This window comes from Croceicoccus marinus (assembly GCF_001661675.2).
Classification (GTDB): Bacteria; Pseudomonadota; Alphaproteobacteria; order Sphingomonadales; family Sphingomonadaceae; genus Croceicoccus; species Croceicoccus marinus.
Map to the genome: position 1 here is coordinate 2,114,664 of NZ_CP019602.1, position 17,465 is coordinate 2,132,128.

Annotated in this window: 16 protein-coding genes; 7 read left to right on the plus strand and 9 right to left on the minus strand. The window is 66.1% G+C overall.

Annotated elements, in window-relative coordinates; translation table 11 throughout:
- Positions 1 to 109: 109 nt before the first annotated feature.
- Complete coding sequence (lepA, locus tag A9D14_RS10130) at positions 110 to 1,930, minus strand: translation elongation factor 4 (protein ID WP_066845924.1); 1,821 nt, start codon at positions 1,928 to 1,930, stop codon at positions 110 to 112.
- Between the two features lie 133 nt (positions 1,931 to 2,063).
- On the opposite strand from lepA, the gene A9D14_RS10135 reads away from it, so the two are divergent.
- Positions 2,064 to 2,885 carry an alpha/beta fold hydrolase gene (locus A9D14_RS10135; protein WP_066845927.1) on the plus strand — a complete coding sequence of 274 codons (822 nt, stop codon included), beginning with the start codon at positions 2,064 to 2,066 and terminating at the stop codon, positions 2,883 to 2,885.
- An 84-nt stretch (positions 2,886 to 2,969) separates the two neighbouring features.
- Entirely contained in the window at positions 2,970 to 4,289 is a 1,320-nt protein-coding gene (locus tag A9D14_RS10140; RefSeq protein WP_066845928.1) for an FAD-dependent oxidoreductase, read from the plus strand.
- A gap of 19 nt (positions 4,290 to 4,308) precedes the next feature.
- Here the strand turns inward: A9D14_RS10140 and A9D14_RS10145 are convergent, their stop codons facing one another.
- From A9D14_RS10145 to A9D14_RS10170, 6 genes are all read right to left on the minus strand, one after another.
- A complete protein-coding gene (locus tag A9D14_RS10145; RefSeq protein ID WP_066845931.1) occupies positions 4,309 to 4,680 on the minus strand; it encodes a hypothetical protein in 372 nt (123 codons plus the stop codon).
- 128 nt (positions 4,681 to 4,808) lie between these two features.
- The gene (gene dnaN / locus A9D14_RS10150) at positions 4,809 to 5,945 is read right to left on the minus strand and encodes a DNA polymerase III subunit beta (protein ID WP_066845934.1); all 1,137 of its coding nucleotides are present in this window, start codon (positions 5,943 to 5,945) and stop codon (positions 4,809 to 4,811) included.
- Between the two features lie 505 nt (positions 5,946 to 6,450).
- Positions 6,451 to 6,888, minus strand: coding sequence for an FKBP-type peptidyl-prolyl cis-trans isomerase (locus tag A9D14_RS10155; RefSeq protein WP_066845937.1), 438 nt, complete (start codon positions 6,886 to 6,888; stop codon positions 6,451 to 6,453).
- 200 nt (positions 6,889 to 7,088) lie between these two features.
- On the minus strand, positions 7,089 to 7,850 hold the full coding sequence (fabG, locus tag A9D14_RS10160) for a 3-oxoacyl-[acyl-carrier-protein] reductase (protein ID WP_066845940.1): 762 nt from the start codon (positions 7,848 to 7,850) through the stop codon (positions 7,089 to 7,091).
- Positions 7,851 to 7,888: 38 nt separating this feature from the next.
- Positions 7,889 to 8,842, minus strand: a complete 954-nt coding sequence (fabD, locus tag A9D14_RS10165) for an ACP S-malonyltransferase (protein WP_066845951.1) — start codon at positions 8,840 to 8,842, stop codon at positions 7,889 to 7,891.
- A 41-nt stretch (positions 8,843 to 8,883) separates the two neighbouring features.
- A complete protein-coding gene (locus A9D14_RS10170) occupies positions 8,884 to 9,753 on the minus strand; it encodes an LD-carboxypeptidase (protein WP_066845962.1) in 870 nt (289 codons plus the stop codon).
- Positions 9,754 to 9,820: 67 nt separating this feature from the next.
- On the opposite strand from A9D14_RS10170, the gene A9D14_RS10175 reads away from it, so the two are divergent.
- Positions 9,821 to 11,245 (plus strand): glutamate ligase domain-containing protein, encoded by a 1,425-nt coding sequence (locus A9D14_RS10175; protein ID WP_066845965.1) that lies wholly within the window; start codon positions 9,821 to 9,823, stop codon positions 11,243 to 11,245.
- A 4-nt stretch (positions 11,246 to 11,249) separates the two neighbouring features.
- Here the strand turns inward: A9D14_RS10175 and A9D14_RS10180 are convergent, their stop codons facing one another.
- Positions 11,250 to 13,010, minus strand: a complete 1,761-nt coding sequence (locus A9D14_RS10180) for a M28 family metallopeptidase (protein WP_083987841.1) — start codon at positions 13,008 to 13,010, stop codon at positions 11,250 to 11,252.
- A gap of 28 nt (positions 13,011 to 13,038) precedes the next feature.
- Positions 13,039 to 14,406: a DUF418 domain-containing protein gene (locus A9D14_RS10185; protein ID WP_157668189.1), complete on the minus strand. Its 1,368-nt coding sequence runs from the start codon at positions 14,404 to 14,406 to the stop codon at positions 13,039 to 13,041.
- A 261-nt stretch (positions 14,407 to 14,667) separates the two neighbouring features.
- On the opposite strand from A9D14_RS10185, the gene rpsF reads away from it, so the two are divergent.
- From rpsF to A9D14_RS10205, 4 genes are all read left to right on the plus strand, one after another.
- Positions 14,668 to 15,024: a 30S ribosomal protein S6 gene (gene rpsF / locus A9D14_RS10190; protein WP_066845969.1), complete on the plus strand. Its 357-nt coding sequence runs from the start codon at positions 14,668 to 14,670 to the stop codon at positions 15,022 to 15,024.
- 1 nt (position 15,025) lies between these two features.
- Positions 15,026 to 15,250 carry a 30S ribosomal protein S18 gene (gene rpsR / locus A9D14_RS10195; protein ID WP_066845972.1) on the plus strand — a complete coding sequence of 75 codons (225 nt, stop codon included), beginning with the start codon at positions 15,026 to 15,028 and terminating at the stop codon, positions 15,248 to 15,250.
- Between the two features lie 14 nt (positions 15,251 to 15,264).
- Complete coding sequence (gene rplI, locus A9D14_RS10200) at positions 15,265 to 15,879, plus strand: 50S ribosomal protein L9 (protein ID WP_066845975.1); 615 nt, start codon at positions 15,265 to 15,267, stop codon at positions 15,877 to 15,879.
- A gap of 145 nt (positions 15,880 to 16,024) precedes the next feature.
- Positions 16,025 to 17,464 carry an AMP nucleosidase gene (locus tag A9D14_RS10205; RefSeq protein ID WP_066845978.1) on the plus strand — a complete coding sequence of 480 codons (1,440 nt, stop codon included), beginning with the start codon at positions 16,025 to 16,027 and terminating at the stop codon, positions 17,462 to 17,464.
- The last annotated feature ends 1 nt before the right edge of the window (position 17,465 follow it).

Consider the following 17,465-nt stretch of genomic DNA (forward strand, 5'->3'; position numbering starts at 1 on the left):
AAAGCCGCGGCCATGACGTCGAACGGCTCGCCGCGGGCCTGATGCCCGCGCGGCCGCCGGCCGGAGTTACCGGCTCTCGCTTCCAGCGCTTCGCGCTAGGCGCGGGCCGTCACTCTTCCCCCATCCGCAGCGCGGCGATGAAGGCCTCCTGCGGGATCGACACATTGCCGTATTCCCGCATCCGCGCCTTGCCCTTCTTCTGCTTCTCCAGCAGCTTCTTCTTGCGCGTGATGTCGCCGCCATAGCACTTGGCGGTCACGTCCTTGCGCAGCGCGGCGATCGTCTCGCGGGCGATCACCTTGCCGCCGATCGCCGCCTGGATCGGGATCTTGAACAGATGGCGCGGGATCAGGTCCTTCAGCCGCTCGCACATGCCGCGTCCGCGCGCCTCGGCGACGTTGCGATGGACGATCAGCGACAGCGCATCGACCGGCTCGTTGTTGACGAGGATGTTCATCTTGACGAGATCGCCCTCGCGCAGGCCGATCTGTTCATAGTCGAAGCTGGCATAGCCGCGGCTGATGCTCTTGAGCCGGTCGTAGAAATCGAACACCACCTCGTTGAGCGGCAGTTCATAGGTCACCTGCGCGCGCCCGCCGACATAGGTCAGGTCGCGCTGGACGCCGCGCCGGTCCTGGCACAGTTTCAGGATCGGCCCCAGATATTCGTCGGGCGTGTAGATCACCGCCTTGATCCACGGCTCCTCGATGCTCTCGATCCGGTTGACGTCGGGATAATCCGCCGGATTGTGCAGATAAAGCTCGCGCGCATCATCGGTGCGCGAGGCGGACAGCTGCAACCGGTAAACCACCGACGGCGCCGTGGTGATAAGGTCGAGATCGTATTCGCGGCTCAGCCGTTCCTGAATGATCTCCAGATGCAGCAGGCCCAAGAACCCGCAGCGGAAACCGAAGCCCAGCGCCGCGCTCGATTCCATCTCGAACGAGAAGCTCGCGTCGTTCAGCCGCAGCTTGCCGATGCTTTCGCGCAATTTCTCGAAATCGGCGGCGTCGACGGGGAACAGCCCGCAGAACACCACCGGCTGCACTTCCTTGTACCCGGGCAGCGCCTGCGTCGCGCCGCCCTTCACCGTGGTGATCGTGTCGCCGACCTTGGCCTGCTCGACCTCCTTGATCTGCGCGGTGATGAAGCCGATCTCGCCGGGGCCAAGTTCGGGCAGCTGCTCGATCTTGGGCCGCATGCAGCCGACCCGGTCCACCAGGTGCTGGGTCCCGCCCTGCATGAAGCGGATCTGGTCGCCCTTCTTCATCACGCCGTCCATCACCCGCACCAGGATGACGACGCCCAGGTATGGATCGTACCAGCTATCGACCAGCAGCGCCTGCAGCGGCTTCGCCCGGTCGCCGGTGGGCGCGGGAATGCGCCTGACCACGGCTTCCAGCACTTCCTCGATCCCGATGCCCGACTTGGCGCTGGTCAGCACCGCGTCCTGCGCGTCGATACCGATGATGTCCTCGATCTCGGTCTTGACCTTCTCGGGCTCGGCGGCGGGAAGGTCTATCTTGTTGATGACGGGCACGATTTCATGGTCGTGCTCGATCGACTGATAGACATTGGCCAGCGTCTGCGCTTCCACCCCCTGCGCCGCGTCCACGACCAGCAGCGCGCCTTCGCACGCGGCAAGGCTGCGGCTGACCTCATAGGCAAAGTCGACATGGCCCGGCGTGTCCATCAGGTTCAGCTGATAGGTGATGCCATCCTGCGCGGTATAGTTCAGGCGAACGGTCTGCGCCTTGATGGTGATGCCGCGCTCACGCTCAATGTCCATGTTATCAAGGACTTGCTCGCTCATCTCACGGTCGGTCAGCCCGCCGGTGACCTGGATCAGCCGGTCGGCCAGGGTCGATTTGCCATGGTCGATGTGGGCGATAATGCTGAAATTGCGAATGGTGGAGAGATCGGTGCTCATGCCAGCGCCGTTAGCAGCGCGGCGCCCCCCTGTCAGCAGGGATTGAACGGCCCCGGCGCGCGACCCGCAATAGAGCCGCACCTGATCCAAAGGAGGCTGTCATGCGCCAGCCGCCCATGCTAGCGGACGGCCCATGCAATTCGACTATCGCAATATCAGCGTCGGCGGTCTGACCATGCGCGCCGCTTTGCTGGACAATGGCGGGAAAGGGCCGAAGACGCCGCCCTTGCTGATGCTGAACGGCATCGGCTTCAACGCCGAATTGCTGGAACCGATGGCGCTGGAACTGGCGAGACCCGGCCGTGACGCTCCGGAAGGCCGCGCCGTGGTGATCCCCGACATGCCGGGCTGCGGAGGATCGCCGGACAGCAATTCCCACCTCCTGATGTGCGGATTGTCGACTGCCGTTACCGATCTGATGGAGGCGTTGCATCCCGGCACGCCCTTCGACTGCATCGGCTTTTCCTGGGGCGGCGCACTGGCGCAGCAGATCGCGGTCCAGGCCTCGCGCAAGCTGACGCGGCTGGGTCTGATCTCGACGACTTCGGGCCTGCCCGTGGCGCCTACCAATCCCGAGGTGATCCGCCGCCTGTTCGATCCGGAGGAATATGTCCATCCGCGCCGGCTGGCCGACAATTTCCGCGCGCTGATCGCCGAGGGCGGAGCGGGTGCGGGGCTGATGCGCCGGTTCCGCTCGCCATCGCCGCAGGGGCTCAGCAACCAGCTGCTGGCGCTGACCGGTTGGAGCGTTGCTCCCATGCTGCCGTTCGTGCGGGTGCCGGTCGCGCTGGTCGGCGTGGCGGACGATGCGATCGTACCGTATGCGCATCACACCATGCTCGGCTGCCTGGTGCCGCATGCCCGGAAGATCGAGATTCGTTCGGGCGGCCATCTGTCGTCGCTGGCGCGTCCCGAACGCGTGGCGCCTGCGCTGCGCAGATTTCTGGCCGCCTGATACCGCATCGCCCCTTTTCTTTTCGGGTCCATGCGATAGCCTCTGGCAAAAGGCGCATGCAGCGCCGATCGGGAGAGTGCATCGATGCGGCATATCGCGATTATCGGATCGGGGCCCGCGGGCTATTACACGGCCGAAGCCGCCATCAAGGAATGGGGCGAGGACATTCGGGTCGACGTGTTCGACCGGCTTCCGGTGCCCTATGGGCTGATCCGCACGGGCGTCGCGCCCGATCACCAGACGATCAAGGCGGTCTCTCGCAGATACGAAAAGACGGCTCTGACCCGGAATGTCCGCTTTGTCGGTAATATCGCCATCGGCAAGGACATCTCGCTGGCGGAGCTACAGGCGCTTTACGATGCGGTGATCATTGCCACGGGCGCTCCGCATGATCGCGATCTGGGCATTCCGGGCGATAACCTTCCCGGCGTGATCGGCAGCGCGTCCTTCGTCGGCTGGTACAACGGTCACCCCAGTTTCACAGACCTGCATCCCGACCTGTCGGGCAGGCGCGCGGTCGTGATCGGGAACGGCAATGTCGCGCTGGATATCGCCCGCATCCTTTCCAAGACCCGCCGCGAATTCGCTGGGTCGGATATCGTGGCCCATGCGCTCGACGCGATCGAAGGGTCGCAACTGGACGAGATCGTCATCCTTGGCCGCAGGGGTCCGCATCAGATCGCCATGACGCCCAAGGAACTTGGCGAGCTGCGCGAGCTGGAGCGGGCCGCGCCCCATGTCGATCCCGGCGACCTGCCCCCCGCAATCGCGGATGAGGCGCTGGAGCCAGGACAGCGCAAATCGGTTCAATGGCTGCGCCAGTTCGCCGAAGATGATCTCGCCAAGCCGCTGCGCATCAGCTTCGACTTTTTCGCTCGCCCCGTGCGGATCCTCGGCACCGACCGGGTCGAGGGGGTCGAGGTGGAGCGTACGATCGTCACAGATGGCAGGCTGAACGGAACAGGGGAATTCTACATGATCCCCTGCCACCTCGTCATCTCGGCCATCGGCTATCGCAGCGCGCCCATTCCCGGTGCGCCTTTCGACGAGGGAGCCGGGCGCTTTGCCAGTGACGACGGGCGCATTTCCGTCTCGCCCGATGATGGCGGGCTGTATTGCGTCGGCTGGGCGCGGCGGGGCCCGACCGGGACGATCGGCACCAACAAGCCGGACGGTTTCGCGATCATCGCCAAGCTGGCGGAGGATATCGCCAGCGGCGCCATCGGGCCCGAAGGCAAGGCAGGCCGATCCGGCTTCGACGCGCTTGCCGCCGAGCGCAAACTGGACATCGTGACCTTCCGCGACTGGCAGAAGATCGAGGAGGCGGAGATTGCCGCCGCCCGGTCCGGCGCCCCGCGCGAGAAATTCACGCTGGTAGAGGAGATGATCCGCGCCGGCCGCTGACCGGCGGGATCACCTGAAATCAGCGGCCCTGCGCCTGGCTGGCGGGCGCCTGCATGCCCTTCAGCGTCTGCTGCAGCCGCTGGCCGAAATCGTTGGCGCGCGCACCGCATGCCGCGTTCGCCTCGTCGATGTCGCCCAGCACGTCTTCCATCGTCTGGGGCGTGATCTGCGTCTGGACCTTGCCGCCGGACGACTGTTCATAGCGGCCGATGAAATAGGCCATCATGAAGCCCAGCGCGTTCTTCTTGCCCTCGTCCTGTTCCTGCGCGCCGGCGAGCATGGCCCAGGCGGCGCAGCGCAGGTCGGGGTTGGTCGTTCCCTGGGCTTGGGCCGCGGGGACTGACAGGGCGGCGCTGGCGATCAGGCCAAGCGCCAGGGCGGTTTTCTTCATTCGGTTTCTCCGTCGATCGAAGCTGCCTCATGCGCAGCGCACCGCGGGCGTTCAAGCCTTCGCCGATGCGCTGTGGACGAGGCGGGCTTTCGCCGCGATGAAGCAGCGTTGCCCGACACCCCGAACCGTCAGACGCGCATCGGCATCAGCACGTATAGCGCGGGGCTCTGCGCGTTCTGGCGGATCAGCGTGGGCGCGCCCGCGTCGGCGAGGTGGAGTTCGACATTGTCGCCCTCGATCTGGGCGAGGATGTCCTTCAGGTAATTGGCGTTGAAACCGATCTCCAGCCCCTCTGCCCCGTAGTCGGCGGCCAGCTCCTCGGCCGCGGTGCCGTTGTCGGGGCTGGTGACGGACAGCGTCACGCGGTCGTGGTCGAGCGCCATCTTGACCGCGCGGGTCTTTTCGGTGGCGATGGTCGCCACGCGGTCGACGCCGGCGAAGAAGCTCTTGGGATCGACCTTGAGCAGCTTGTCGTTGCCGGTCGGGATCACGCGGCTGTAATCGGGGAAGGTGCCGTCGATCAGCTTGCTGGTCAGCACGATGCCGCCCTCGCCCCCAAGGGTGAAGCGGATCTTGGAAGCCGACAGGTCGACCGCGACATTGGTGTCGAGCGATTCTTCCAGCAGCTTGCGCAGTTCGGCGACGCATTTGCGCGGCACGATCACGTCGGGCATCCCCTCGGCCCCGTCGGGGCGGACGATGGTGAAGCGGGCAAGGCGGTGTCCGTCGGTGGCCGCCGCCTTCAGCTGGGCCGAACCGTTCGGGCCATCGTCAGCGACATGCAGGAAGATGCCGTTGAGGTAGTAGCGCGTTTCCTCGGTGCTGATGGCGAAGCGCGTGCGGTCGATCATCTGCGCCAGGGTCGCGGCGGGAAGCTCGAAGCTGGTCGGCAGGTCGCCCTCGACGATCACCGGGAAGTCGTCGCGCGGCAAGGTGGGCAGCTGGAACCGGCTGCGGCCCGCCTTGACGATCATGCGGTTCTCGCTCGTCTCGAGGCTGACCTGCGCGCCGTCGGGCAGCTTGCGCGCGATGTCGAACAGCAGATGCGCCGACACGGTGATCGCGCCCGCACCCTCGACCGAGGCGGCGGGCATCACCTCCACCACCTGCAGGTCGAGGTCGGTCGCCATCAGCCGGACATTGCCGTCGGCGGCAGCCTCGATCAACACGTTCGAGAGGATGGGGATCGTGTTGCGGCGTTCCACCACGGACTGCACATGGGACAGGCTGTGCAGCAGGGTTGCCCGTTCGATCGTCGCCTTCATTTCAATCAGATCCCCCTGAGCCCGGCGGCGAATGGAAACCCGACCGGACGAGAATTTCGGTCGAACTTTCCTAGCGGATGGGCCATTGCGAACAAGGCGAACGGAACGGGAACAGGTCGATTCTGGGGATAAAAGCCGTTGATAGCGCGGGTCGCACAGCCGCTGGCACCCGCCCTGCCCCGCGTGCGGTTGACACAGGCGACATGTCCTACACCCGCTGTCACCCTTCCCTGCGCCGCGGAAATCCGGGGGTTTGCGGGGCCGGGTTGACACCATGGGGTGCCGGGAAAAACATTCGTGTCGATGGCGGGGCTGTCATGCATGTGACGGGTCTAGGCGTGCGGCCTCGCGTAGGACAATAAAAGCGGCGCTCGCCCTTCACGCCCGCAACCCCTTCGTGCCCGCAACCCCTTCGTGCCCGCAACCCCTTCGTGTCCGCAACCAAAGCAAACGCCCCGCAGGCGGCAGCCATGCGGGGCGTTCGGTCATCGTCATGGATGCGTGGTCAAGCGGCCTGCCTGATCTCCACCAGCTTGAGGCCGAAGGTCAGATCCTCGCCGGCGAGCGGGTGGTTGCCGTCGGCGGTCACGCTCTCGTCGCCCACCTGCACGATGGTCAGGTTCATCTCGCTGCCGTCCTGCTGCTGGGCAGCCAGCGTCATGCCGGGCTGCGGCGCGGGTTCGGGCGGCAGGGTGGAGCGCGGAATCTCGATGATCAACTCGTCGCGGCGGGGTCCGAAGGCCTGCTCCGCCTCGATCGTGACGTCCTGCTCCGCACCTTCTTCCATATGCTCGAGCGCAGCCTCGATCTGGGGCATGATCTCGCCCTTGCCGATGGTGACGACCTGCGGGCCGTTCTGGTCGGTGCCGCCGACGACATTGCCGTCCGCGGTCTTTACGGAAAAATCGATGACGACGGTGTCGCCGGTCTTGGGAGTGGCCATGGGCTGTTCCTTGGATCTGTGGGTTCCGGCGCTTCGCAGAGCGCCGCTCGACAGGTGCCGCCCGGCCATTGAGGCCGCCGTGGGCACCGCTTTCCCGCATGGTCGCAAGCCAGGGCCGCCATGTCAAACGAAGTCGGCTACCCTGCCCCGTGCGGAGGACGGATGCCCCCGGAGCGGTCCGGACCCCCTTCTCGCCCCTTTTAGATCATCGCCATCCCGCCGTTCACATGCAGCGTCTGTCCGGTGACATAGCCTGCTTCCCTCGACGCCAGATAGGCAACCGCCGCGCCGATGTCGCCGCCTTCGCCCATGCGGCCCATCGGGATGCGGCCGTTCAATGCGGCCTTCTGGTCGTCGGGCAGCACGTCGGTCATCGCGGTGCGGATGAAGCCGGGGGCAACGCAGTTCACCGTGATGTTGCGGCTGGCCAGTTCCTGCGCAAGGCTCTTGGTCATGCCCGTCAGCCCCGCCTTGGCCGCGGCATAGTTCATCTGGCCGGGATTGCCGGTGGTGCCGACGACGCTGGTGATCGAGATCATGCGCCCGAACTTCGCCTTCATCATCGGGCGGGTCGCGGCGCGCATCAGGCGGAACGCGGAATTGAGGTTCACCTGCATGACCTGTTCCCAATCCTCGTCCTTCATCCGCATCATCAGCCCGTCGCGGGTGATGCCGGCATTGTTGACCAGGATGTCGAGCTTGCCCAGCGTGTCGATGGCGGCGGGGACCAGTTCCTCGACCTGAACGGGGTTCGACAGGTCGCAGGTGATCTCGACGTGGTCGGTGCCGTCCTTCGGGGCGTGTTCGTCGTTCAGCTGTTCGCGAAAGGCGCGCAGCTTGGCCGCATTGGTGCCCGACAGCGCCAGCCGAGCGCCCTGGCTGGCAAGGCTGCGCGCGATGGCGGAGCCGATGCCGCCGCTGGCGCCGGTGACAAGGGCGGTCATGCCGGTAAGGTCGAACATCTTGGGTATCCTCTCGTTTCGGGAAAGCGCGGCGGCCCTTACAGGGTCCTTGCCAGCGCCTCGCAATCTTCCATGGTGACGACGCTGACGACATCGGTATCGGTGGTCGAGCGCTTGATCATCGGAGCCAGCACCTTGCCGCCCAGCTCGACGAAATGCGTCACGCCGACATCGGCCATCGCACCCATGCTCTCGCGCCAGCGGACGCGGCCCATGACCTGCGCGACCAGCAGCTTGCGGATCTCCTCAGGGTCGGCGACCGGTTTGGCGGTGACATTGGCGAACACCGGCAGGCGCGGGGGATGGGGCATGGTCGCTTCCAGCGCCTGGTCCATCCTGGCGGCGGCGGGTTCCATCAGCGGGCAGTGGAACGGGGCGGATACCGGCAGCAGCACCGCGCGGCGAAAGCCCAGTTCCTTGGACAGCACGATCGCGCGGTCGATCGCGCCGGCATGGCCCGACAGCACGACCTGCGTCGGATCATTGTCGTTCGCCAGCGTGCAGACTTCCTTCGCGCCGGTGGCGGGATCGGTCGCGGCCTCTTCGGCCAGTCTCTCGGCAGCCTCAACGCTGCCGCCCAGCAGCGCGCACATCGCGCCAACGCCGACCGGCACCGCCGCCTGCATCGCCTGTCCGCGCAGCTTCAGCAGCCGCGCCGCGTCGGGCAGCGAGAACGCGCCCACCGAGCACAGGGCGGTATATTCGCCCAGGCTGTGGCCCGCGACGTAATCGGCCTTGTCCGCCAGCACGATGCCGAAATCCCTTTCCAGCACGCGCAGCGTGGCGATGGCGTTTGCCATGATCGCGGGCTGCGCGTTTTCGGTGAGGGTCAGCGTGTCCTCCGGCCCGTCCGCCATGATGGCCGACAGCTTGAGGTCCAGTGCGTCGTCAACCTCCTCGAACACCTCGCGTGCGGCGGCGCTGGACGCGGCAAGGTCGGTGCCCATGCCGATCTTCTGGCTGCCCTGTCCGGGGAATACGAATGCGCGCATGGTCTCTCTCCTGTTGGGGCCGCGTTGTCGAATGCGGCGCGTTATTGCCAGGAACGCGGCTTGCCAAGGGTGAAACCGGCCAGCCCCAGCGAGGCATTGCGATCGGTCACGCCGAACGGGACGATGCGATTGGCCGCGTCGTGGCCGATATCCGCAGTGCCCAGGAAGGGGATGCCGCTGCGATCGCACCAGTGGCGGGCGATTTCTTCGGCGGTCATTCCGAAATCGCGGTCGTTTTCGGGAATGTCGCTGACGCGGCCCAGCCGGATTCCCAGCACCGACGGGGGCAGGTTGGCGGTGACATGGAAGAACAGCCGGTCGACGGCGTAAAGATATTCGCTCACCTCCTCGACCATCACCACGTGGCCCGACAGGTCGGGCATCAGCGTCGTGCCCGACAGCATCGCCAGGGTCATCAGGTTGAACGCGGCGGTCGGCCTGCCGTCGAGATGGGGTTCGAGCTGGCCGGTATCGCCCGACAGCCACGACAGCACCGTGCCGATCGCGTCCGCGCCGTGGTCGCGCCTGATGTCGAGCGGCATGGGCGCGTGGACCGACCGGCCGATCCCCGCCTTGTAGAGCGCGCCCAGCAGATAGCCACCGTCCGAGCTGCCCAGCCAGATCTTGCCCTGCGCGACGGGTCCCATGCGGGCGATGGCGTCCTGCGCGATGCGATTCGATCCATATCCGCCGCGCGCGAACCACACCGCGTCATAGTTCGCATCGTTCGCGCATTCGACCAGCGCGTCCAACCGCTGCTGGTCCGAACCGGCGAAATGGCCCTGTTCGATGAAGCACTGGTCGTGGAAGGTCAGTTCGACATCGCCGAAGCTTGCGGCGACGTGCTGAACCTCTGCCGCCAGTTCGCGGGGCAGGGAAGCGGATGGAGCACAGATGGCGACGCGGATCATGAAAAGCGGTGCTAGGGCGGCGGCGGCGGATTGCCAAGCGCCGTGTGCTTCAATAGCGACGGTGGTCATGAGCCAGACCGATCTTTCCGCGCTGCTGAAGCGCCCGTTCTTTTTCTGCGGCATCGGCGGGTCGGGGATGCTGCCGCTGGCGTGCATATTGCGCGGGCGCGGCGCGGGCATCGCGGGGTCGGACCGCAGTTTCGACCAGGGCCGCAGCCCTGAGAAATTCGCCTGGATCGAACGGCAGGGCATCGCCCTGTTCCCGCAGGACGGCAGCGGCGTGACCAGCGGCGAACAGATCCTGGTCGCCAGCGCCGCGATCGAGGATACGGTGCCCGAAGTGCGCCGCGCGAAGGAGCTGGGCTGCGAGCGGATGAGCCGGGCCGAACTGCTGTCCGCGCTGTTCAACGGCGCGGATCGCAGCATCGCCATCGGCGGGACCAGCGGCAAGTCTACAGTGACCGGCATGACCGGATGGGTGCTGACCCAGGCGGGGCGCGATCCGACGATCATGAACGGCGCGGTGATGAAGAATTTCCGCTCGGACGACGCGGTGTTCGCCAGTGCGCGGGTTGGCGACGGGCGCTCCTTTGTTTCGGAGGTGGACGAGAGCGACGGATCGATCGCGCTCTACCGGCCCAGCGTTGCGGTGCTGCTGAACGTCACCCTGGACCACAAGGGCATGGACGAATTGCGCGTGCTGTTCGGCGATTACCTGGCGGCCTCGCAAATGGCCGTCGTCAATGCCGACGATGCCGAGGCGCTGGCGCTGGCCGGGCGGGCGGGCGCGGCGATCACCTATGGCATTGACGCGGCGGATGCGCGGATCGGCGTGGCGGCGGGATCGATCCGCGAGGAAGCGAGCGGGATCTCCGCCACCGTGCTGGACCGCGCCGAGGGGCGCGTGGCACAGCTGGTGCTGCAGGTGCCGGGGCGGCACAATCTGTCCAATGCGCTGGCGGCGCTGGGCGCGGCGATGGCGGTGGGGGTCGAGTTCGAGGTCGCGGTGAAGGCGCTGGGCGGGTTCACCGGCCTCGCGCGGCGCTTCGACATCGTCGGGACCAGCGCGTCGGGCATCACCGTCATCGACGATTTCGGGCACAATCCCGACAAGGTGCGTGCCACGCTTCGAACATTGCGGGCGCATCCGGGCCGCGTGATCGCGTTCTTCCAGCCGCATGGCTTTGGCCCGATCCGCCAGATGGGCCGCGAACTGGCGCAGGTGCTGGCCGAGGAATTGCAGGACGAGGACCGCGTGGTCCTGTGCGATCCGGCCTATTTCGGCGGTACGGTGGACCGCAGCATCGGCGGGGCCGATCTGGCGCGGTGGATCACCGAAGCGGGCAAGCCCGCCGAACATTTCGCCGCGCGCGAGGATGGGGGCAAGCGCATCGCCCAGATCGCGCGGCCAGGCGACCGGATCGTGGTGATGGGCGCGCGCGACGATACGCTGAGCGCTTTCGCGCGCGCCATTCTGGACCGGCTGGACTAGCGGGTCACTTCGCCGCCGGCGATGCCGCCAGCGCGGGTGCGCGGGGCGCGTCCGGCGCGAAATTGTCGCCGAAATAATTGCCTTCGTACCACATCGGCCGCTCGTCCGCGTTCGCGGTCAGCTTGACGATCTGGTAGTTCAGCAGCGCGAACTTGCGCGCCGATTCCCAGTTGAGGTCCTGCGTCAGATCGTCGGTCGGCTTGTGGTAATTGGTGCCGAGGAAATTGGTGAACGCCTCTTTCCCGCCGTTCTGCACACCGGTCATCAGGAACAGCGCGGGCACGCCTTCCTTGACGAAGCTGTAGTGGTCGGACCGGGTGAACAGGTTTTCTTCAGGCAGGAAATCGGGCGACACGCCGATGCCGGTGCTGGCGCCCGCGCGGATCAGCGTCTGGCCCATGGTCGAATTCTCCGCGCCAAAGCCCACCACGTCGGCAAGGTCGTAGAGCAGTATGGGCATGTCGAAATTGACGACACCCACCGGCTCTCCGTCGTCGCGCACGAAATTCTTCGCCAGATATTCCGATCCCAGCAGGCCCTTTTCCTCGGCAGTGACGGCGGCGAACAGGATCGGGCGGCGCGGGCGATTAGGGCCCATCGCGATCACGCGGGCGACCTCCAGCATGGTGGCGACGCCGGTCGCATTGTCCATCGCGCCATTATAGATCGTGTCGGTCTCCTCGCCTTCCGCGGCGTCGCCTTCTGCCGCATCGGACAGGTGGTTGCCGACATGGTCGAGATGCGCGCTCATCACCACATATTCGCCCGCCAGCGCGGGATCGGATCCCGGCAGCATGGCGACGACATTGGCGCTGGTCTTGTCCTCCCACTCACTGGCAACGCTGACGCTGGCCGTGCCCGCAAGGTCGAAGGCGGCGGGGCGCGTCTTCGCCTTGGCATCGTCATAGGTTTCCAGCATGTCCTGCAAATCGTGGCCCGATGCCGCGATCAGCCGCGCCGCCGCATCGGGCGACAGATAGGCCGAAAACCGCAGATTGGGGTCCGCGACATTGGCCTTGCCGTCTGGGCCGACCCAGGTCTCGCGCGGCTCCTGAAGATAGGTGGCCAGCTTGTCGAACGACATGCGTTCCAGCGATTCCAGGTTGCGGATGGAGATCATGCCGACCGCGCCCTGCTGGCTGGCATATTCGGTCTTGGTATTGGCAAGCGTCGATGCGATCTCGCCCGGCAGGCCCTTGGGCGCGCCCGAGACGACCACCACGATCTTGCCCGCGACATCGACGCCTGCGTAATCGTCGATCCCGTTTTCAGGGCTGTGGATGCCCTGCCCCACGAAGACCATCGGCGCGGTCAGGTCGACCTGCCTGTCGGCATAGCTGCCCGTGACGACGAAATCCTTGCCCGCTTCCAGCTGCACCGTTTCATCGCCGGCGGCGTAGGACAGCGCGGCATCCCCCGCGGTGGTGCTGCGAAAGACGATGTCCTGCATGAAGCTGTCGCCATTGGCGGGCTGAAGCCCCATCGCCATGTAGCGCGAGGCGACATAGGCGGCGGCGATGTCGTAATATTCGCTGCCCGTGTCGCGCCCTTGCAGCAGATCGTCGGCAAGAAAGGTCACGGTCGCGGCGATCTGGTCGGCGTCGATCGCGGCGGCGGCGGGATCGGACCGCTCGGCAGGCGAGAGCGCGGCCTGCTGCGGGGCGGCCTGCTGCGGGGAGTTCTGGCGGGGAGCCTGCTGGGCCTGGGCGGCGATGGGCGAAAGGGCGCAACCGGCAAGCGCGGCGGCGAGGATGAGCTTGCGCATCTTGGAACGACGATCCTTACATCTGAGACTATCCGCCCGGTTTAGCAGGCGAACCGTGGCTGGCAAATGAACTTGCCGCCGGATCGACCCGGCGGATCGGGAACAGCCGCATATAGGTAAGGCAGCGCCACGCCCATTCCAGCGGGCCGAAGCGGAAGCGATCCAGCCATGGCCGCGACCACAGCAGCATCACCGCCATTCCGCCGGCGGACCAGGCCCACAGCGACAGCCGGTGCCAGTCGCCGTAGAGACCGAAACCCCAGCCCAGGAACACGATGCCCATCATGACCGACGAGGCGATGTAATTGCTGAACGCCATGCGCCCCGCCGCCGCCAGCCTCTGGCCGAAACCGCTGCGGGCCAGCGCGGGGGTGAAGGCGACCAGCAGCGCCGCATATCCCAGGATCATCGGCAGGCGCAGCAGCGAGGTCGGGCCGAACTGCACCCAGTAGCTGACCGCGGGATAATGATCATAGGCCATCGCCATGAACGCCAGCGGCAATGTCAGCACCGCCGAGGCGGCGATCCCGCCCAGCCCCCAGCCGATCATGCCCCGCCTGCTCCATTCGCCCGAGAAGAAGCCCATGCGGTAGAGCGCCGCGCCCAGCAGCATCAGCCCCAGGTAACCCGGCCCCGTCACCGGCAGGAAGGCGATCCGGCCCCATACGGTCCGCGTTTCGTGGCGCCAGCGGACCAGATCGGCAAAACTGCCGGACTGGCGCACCGGGTCGCTGGCGCGGCTCTGTTCCACGATGGCGCCGACCTGCGCGTCGTAATCCTGCCGCGCCGCGCTGGCGGGCGGCGCTTCGAGCGCGGCGATCTCTCCCGCCGGGAACAGCGCGATGGCCGCCATGATGCCCATGTAGAAACTAGCGAACAGGCCGAAGAACAGCAGGGCGCGCGTGCCCAGCGGCAGGAACAGCATCGCGACCAGCCCGATGATCGCATAGTCGAGCAATATGTCGCCATTGAACAGCAAATAGTAATGCGCCGCGCCGAACAGCGCGAGCCACAGCAGCCGCCGCCCCTGCAGCAGCAGCGCGCCCGCCATCCCGCGCTTTGCCGCCGCGCGTTCGACGAAGATCGCCATGCCCGCGCCGAACAGGAAGGCGAACAGCCCGCGCAGCTTGCCGTCGAGCAGCAGGTACTGGACCAGCCAGCCAGCCTCTTCCCAGAACCCATGCGGATAGAGCATGCCCCAGTAGTAATAGGGCCCGGTACGCGCGAAGCCGACGACATTGGCGGCCAGGATCCCCAGCACCGCGAAGCCGCGCACGATGTCGAGGCTGGCGATGCGGTCGGTGGTGACGGGCCTGATGCGCGGTTCGGGCGCCGGCTGGTCGATCCGGGGCCGGTCCATTTGCGGCTGGTCGGGCGTTGCCGCAATGTCTGCCATGTCCGCCAAATGCCGCCCCCTGTGATTCGCGCGCCGCAAGATAGACCGCGATCGGGCGCAGTCGAACGCTTTCCCCGATAACGGCCGGCGGCAGGCGCGCCTTGCATTTGCGGCCAGAGGCTGTATGGCGCGCTCTTCCCGGCAAGCCCCGCCCGCGCATCCGCGGCGGAACCGGCAGGGCGGGAATTTGCAAGAAAGCCGGAGGGGCCTTTCGCCATGGGGGCGAGGGTCAGCGATCGGCACAGATAAAGGAACAAGCGCATGCCGCTTTACGAGCATGTGTTCCTTGCGCGTCAGGACCTCTCTCAGAGCCAGGTCGATGCGCTTGCGAACACCGCCACCGAGATTGTCGAGGCGAACGAGGGCAAGGTCGTGAAGACCGAGACCTGGGGCCTCAAGAACCTCGCCTACAAGATCCAGCGCAATCGCAAGGCTCACTACGTGATGCTGAACATCGATGCGCCCGCCAACGTTGTCGAGGAGCTGGAGCGCCAGACCCGCATCAACGAGGACGTGATCCGTTACATGACCATCAAGGTCGAGGAACACGAAGGTGGTCCGTCGGTCATGATGCGCAAGAACGACCGCGAACGCCGCGGCCGCAAGGGAGATCGCTGAGATGGCCCGTCCGTTTTTCCGCCGCCGCAAGAGCTGCCCTTTCGCAGCCAAGAATGCGCCCGCGATCGACTACAAGGACGTGCGCCTGCTGCAGGGCTTCATGTCCGAGCGTGGCAAGATCGTGCCGAGCCGCATCACCGCCGTCTCCGCCAAGAAGCAGCGCGAGCTGTCCAAGGCGATCAAGCGCGCACGCCACATCGGCCTGCTGCCCTACATCGTCAAGTAAGGAGGGACTGACCCATGGACATCATCCTCCTGGAACGTATCGAGAAGCTCGGCACCATCGGTGACGTGGTTTCCGTCAAGGACGGCTACGCCCGCAACTTCCTGCTTCCGAACAAGAAGGCCCTGCGCGCCAATGCGGCGAACAAGAAGGTCTTCGAGGCCAATCGCGAGCGTCTGGAAGCCGAGAACGCCGAGCGCCGTACCGACGCCGAAAAGCAGGGCGACAAGGTTGCCGGCACCGAGATCGTGCTGATCCGCGCGTCGTCGAACGCCGGCCAGCTGTACGGTTCGGTCAGCGTCCGCGACATCACCGTCGCCCTGAACGAAAAGGGCCACGACATCGACAAGCGCCAGGTCATCCTGGCGCAGCCGATCAAGACCATCGGCATGTTCGACGTGACCATCGCGCTGCACCCCGAGGTGCATGTGACGATCAAGGCCAATGTCGCGCGTTCGGACGACGAAGCATCGCTTCAGTCGGAAGGCGTGGACGTGCTGGCCGCGATGTTCGAGGAAGAATCGGCCGAACAGACCGGTTTCACCGAAGATCGCGATCCCAATGCGGAGCCCGGCGAGATCGCCGACGCCGAAGCCGAAGCCGCAGAGGGCGAGGACGAAGAGCAGGCCTGATCGGCCTTCCCCTCGTTCCGACGAGTATAGCAGGGGCGCGGACGGCATGGCCGTTCGCGCCCTTTTGCTGCCCCGCGCGGATTTCCCGCACCAAAAACGCGCCCCTGCCTTTGAAATGTCCGAAACCGCGCGCTAGTCGTTGTCGATGCAGACACCCGACGACATCATTGGCGAGCTGACCCTTTTGTATGACGCGGCCCGCGCCGCGCTGCGCGGGGACATGGTCGCCTATGCCGCCGACGGCACGATTCCCGAGCGTGCGCGCCGCAATGACGGCACCTATGCCTATCCCGAACTGCGACTGCGGTTTTCGGGCAGCAGCAAGCCGCCCGAGGTGGGCCGTTCGTTCGCGCGGCTGACCCGCCCCGGACGCTATGTCACCACGATCACCCGGCCGCGCCTGTTCGCACCCTATCTGCGCGAGCAATTGTCGCTGATCATGGAGGATCACGAGGTCGACATCGACGTCGGCCCCTCGCGGCAGGAGATTCCATTTCCCTATGTGCTCGACGGCGATGCCGCCGCCGACCTTGCCAGCGTATCCCCGCGCGAACTGGCGCAATATTTCCCCGCGACCGAACTGGCACTGATCGGGGACGAGATTGCCGATGGCCGGTCGGTGGTGCGCGGCGACGAGCCGATGCCGCTGTCGCTGTTCGACGGGCTACGTACCGATTTCAGCCTGGCCCGACTGCAGCATTACACCGGCACCAATCCCGAGCATGTGCAGCGCTATGTGCTGTTCACCAATTATCACCGCTATGTCGACGAATTCGTCGACTGGGCGGCGGAGCAGCTCGACGGCGAGAAGTTCACCGCGCTGTCGGGTGCGGGCGGGCTGTACCTGGACCAAAGGCGCAGCAATGCGCGCAGCCTGCTGTCGGACACGGCGTGGCGGCGGCACCAGATGCCGGCCTATCACCTGGTCGCGCCGGACGGCGGCGGGATCACTTTGGTCAATATCGGCGTCGGCCCGTCGAACGCCAAGACCATCACCGACCATCTGGCCGTCATGCGGCCCGAGGCGTGGCTGATGATCGGCCATTGCGGCGGGCTGCGCGACACTCAGAAGATCGGCGATTATGTGCTGGCCCACGCCTATCTGCGCGACGACCATGTGCTGGACAGCGTGCTGCCGCCCGAGATTCCCCTGCCCGCCATTGCCGAGGTGCAGCAGGCGCTGGCGCAGGCGGCCGAGGAGATCAGCGGGACCGAAGGTGTCGATTTGAAGCGCCGCATGCGCACCGGCACCGTCGTCACCACCGACGACCGCAACTGGGAACTGCAGGTATCCAAAAGCGGCGACCGGCTGTCGCTGGCGCGGGGTGTCGGCATCGACATGGAAAGCGCCACCATCGCGGCGCAGGGCTATCGCTTTCGCGTCCCCTACGGCACGCTTCTATGCGTGTCGGACAAGCCGCTGCACGGCGAGCTGAAGCTGCCCGGACAGGCGAATCGCTTTTACGAGCAGGCGATCGCGGGCCATCTGCAGATCGGCATCAAGAGCTGCGAATTGCTGAAGGCAGAGGGCGAACGCCTGCACAGCCGCAAGCTGCGCGCGTTCAACGAACCGCCTTTCCGATAAG

Coding starts and splice junctions, on each gene's coding strand:
- lepA (WP_066845924.1), bottom strand. CDS start 1,930: ATGAGCACCGATCTCTCCACCATTCGCAATTTCAGCATTATCGCCCAC.
- A9D14_RS10135 (WP_066845927.1), top strand. CDS start 2,064: ATGCAATTCGACTATCGCAATATCAGCGTCGGCGGTCTGACCATGCGC.
- A9D14_RS10140 (WP_066845928.1), top strand. CDS start 2,970: ATGCGGCATATCGCGATTATCGGATCGGGGCCCGCGGGCTATTACACG.
- A9D14_RS10145 (WP_066845931.1), bottom strand. CDS start 4,680: ATGAAGAAAACCGCCCTGGCGCTTGGCCTGATCGCCAGCGCCGCCCTG.
- dnaN (WP_066845934.1), bottom strand. CDS start 5,945: ATGAAGGCGACGATCGAACGGGCAACCCTGCTGCACAGCCTGTCCCAT.
- A9D14_RS10155 (WP_066845937.1), bottom strand. CDS start 6,888: ATGGCCACTCCCAAGACCGGCGACACCGTCGTCATCGATTTTTCCGTA.
- fabG (WP_066845940.1), bottom strand. CDS start 7,850: ATGTTCGACCTTACCGGCATGACCGCCCTTGTCACCGGCGCCAGCGGC.
- fabD (WP_066845951.1), bottom strand. CDS start 8,842: ATGCGCGCATTCGTATTCCCCGGACAGGGCAGCCAGAAGATCGGCATG.
- A9D14_RS10170 (WP_066845962.1), bottom strand. CDS start 9,753: ATGATCCGCGTCGCCATCTGTGCTCCATCCGCTTCCCTGCCCCGCGAA.
- A9D14_RS10175 (WP_066845965.1), top strand. CDS start 9,821: ATGAGCCAGACCGATCTTTCCGCGCTGCTGAAGCGCCCGTTCTTTTTC.
- A9D14_RS10180 (WP_083987841.1), bottom strand. CDS start 13,010: ATGCGCAAGCTCATCCTCGCCGCCGCGCTTGCCGGTTGCGCCCTTTCG.
- A9D14_RS10185 (WP_157668189.1), bottom strand. CDS start 14,406: ATGGCAGACATTGCGGCAACGCCCGACCAGCCGCAAATGGACCGGCCC.
- rpsF (WP_066845969.1), top strand. CDS start 14,668: ATGCCGCTTTACGAGCATGTGTTCCTTGCGCGTCAGGACCTCTCTCAG.
- rpsR (WP_066845972.1), top strand. CDS start 15,026: ATGGCCCGTCCGTTTTTCCGCCGCCGCAAGAGCTGCCCTTTCGCAGCC.
- rplI (WP_066845975.1), top strand. CDS start 15,265: ATGGACATCATCCTCCTGGAACGTATCGAGAAGCTCGGCACCATCGGT.
- A9D14_RS10205 (WP_066845978.1), top strand. CDS start 16,025: ATGCAGACACCCGACGACATCATTGGCGAGCTGACCCTTTTGTATGAC.